2 protein-coding genes are annotated in these 2140 nt (G+C 67.5%); both read right to left on the reverse strand.

The features are described 5' to 3' along the window. The coding region (locus QK440_RS41125) for a hypothetical protein (protein WP_349239359.1) at nt 1–373 on the reverse strand (373 nt) is incomplete at its 3' end. Next, a complete protein-coding gene (gene ctaD / locus QK440_RS41130) occupies nt 370–2082 on the reverse strand; it encodes a cytochrome c oxidase subunit I (RefSeq protein WP_282798378.1) in 1713 nt (570 codons plus the stop codon). The genes ctaD and QK440_RS41125, both read right to left, overlap by 4 nt. Nucleotides 2083–2140: the final 58 nt, after the last annotated feature.

Consider the following 2140-nt stretch of genomic DNA (forward strand, 5'->3'; position numbering starts at 1 on the left):
AGCGGGTCAGCAGGCAGGTGACCGTGCCCGCCAGGGCCGCGGTGCAGGTCATCGCGGCCGCGGAGACGGTGTGCCGGATCAGCAGGGTCCGTCTGAGGGCGGCGTAGCGGGCCTCGTACTCGTCGCGGAGTTGCGCGGCCCGCTCCACGGTGCCGCGCAGCATCTGCCGGGTCAGGACGAGGCGGTGCCGGGTGTAGTGGTGGGTGAGGTCCTCCGCCTGACCGGTGGTCAGCCAGGGCAGGCTGGCGCACAGGGCCTCCGCCTCGCGCCGGGCCTGCTGCCGCTCGCTCTCCAGGAGCAGGTACCCCTCGGCCTCGCGGGCGAGCGCCGCGCCCTGGTACTCCTGCGCGGAGGTGTGGCGGCGCCTGGTCACGAGCGGTCGCTCTCGTGACCAGGGGCGTCGAAGACGTCGCGCTGACCGGTGTTCTCCTTCTGGTCGAGAGAGGCCACGTCCGGGTGGTGCAGGTCGAAGGCGGGGGACTCGGAGCGGACGCGGGGCAGGGTGGTGAAGTTGTGGCGCGGGGGCGGGCAGGACGTGGCCCACTCCAGGGAGCGCCCGAAGCCCCAGGGGTCGTCGACCTCGATCTTCTTGCCGTACTTGGCGGTCTTCCAGACGTTGTAGAGGAACGGCAGGGTCGACAGGCCCAGCAGGAAGGCGCCGATGGTGGAGACGGTGTTCAGGGCGGTGAACCCGTCGGCGTCCAGGTAGTCGGCGTAGCGGCGGGGCATGCCCTCGGCGCCGAGCCAGTGCTGGACCAGGAACGTGGTGTGGAAGCCGATGAACAGCGACCAGAAGTGGATCTTCTCCAGGCGCGCGTCCAGCATGGTGCCGGTCATCTTCGGCCACCAGAAGCTGAACCCGCCGAACATCGCGAACACGATCGTGCCGAACAGCACGTAGTGGAAGTGCGCGACGACGAAGTACGTGTCGGTGACGTGCCAGTCCAGGGGCGGGGAACCGAGGATGACGCCGGTCAGACCGCCGAAGAGGAACGTCACCAGGAAGCCCGCGGACCACAGCATCGGGGGTTCGAAGGACAGCGAGCCCCGCCACATGGTGCCGATCCAGTTGAAGAACTTCACTCCGGTCGGGACCGCGATCAGATACGTCATGAAGGCGAAGAACGGCAGCAGCACGGCGCCCGTGGCGAACATGTGGTGGGCCCACACGGTGACGGAGAGGCCGGCGATCGCGATGGTCGCCCCCACCAGACCCATGTAGCCGAAGATGGGCTTGCGCGAGAACACCGGGATGATCTCGCTGATCACCCCGAAGAACGGCAGCGCCAGGATGTACACCTCGGGGTGGCCGAAGAACCAGAAGAGGTGCTGCCACAGAATGGCTCCGCCGTTCTCGGACGCGAAGACTTGGGCGCCGAAGCGCCGGTCGGCCTCAAGGACCAGCAGCGCCGCCGCCAGGACGGGGAAGGCGAGCAGGACGAGCACCGAGGTCAGCAGCACGTTCCAGGTGAAGATCGGCATGCGGAACATGGTCATGCCGGGGGCGCGCATGCAGATGATCGTGGTGATGAAGTTGACCGCGCCGAGGATCGTGCCGAAGCCGGAGAGCGCCAGGCCCATGATCCACAGGTCGCCGCCGACGTACGGGGTCCGCTCGCCGCTGCTCAGCGGCGTGTACGCGGTCCACCCGAAGTCCGCCGCCCCCTGGGGGGTGAGGAAGCTGCCGAGCACGATCAGGCCGCCGAAGAGGAACAGCCAGTACGAGAACATGTTCAGCCGCGGGAACGCCACGTCGGGCGAGCCGATCTGCAACGGCATGATCGCGTTGGCGAAGCCGGCGAAGGTGGGCGTCGCGAACAGCAGCAGCATGATCGTGCCGTGCATGGTGAACGACTGGTTGTACTGCTCCGGGGACAGGATCTGGAGTCCCGGGCGGGCGAGTTCGGCCCGGATCGCCATGGCCAGCAGGCCGCCGACGAGGAAGAACGCGAACGACGTGATCAGGTACAGGTGCCCGATCTTCTTGTGGTCCGTCGTGGTCAGCCAGGAGACGATCACGCGTCCCCGGCTACGGCGCCCGTGGACCGGTACCAGGGTGACCGGTGCCGCCTGTTGAGTCATCAACATTCCTTACATCAGTGACATGTGCCGCATGGGGTTATCAACCTGCCGTAAACGC

Source organism: Streptomyces sp. CC224B, from assembly GCF_030010595.1.
GTDB lineage: Bacteria > Actinomycetota > Actinomycetes > Streptomycetales > Streptomycetaceae > Streptomyces > Streptomyces longispororuber.

Excerpts from the sequence above, each read along its gene's own strand:
- ctaD (WP_282798378.1), bottom strand. The coding sequence starts at position 2,082 with ATGACTCAACAGGCGGCACCGGTCACCCTGGTACCGGTCCACGGGCGC.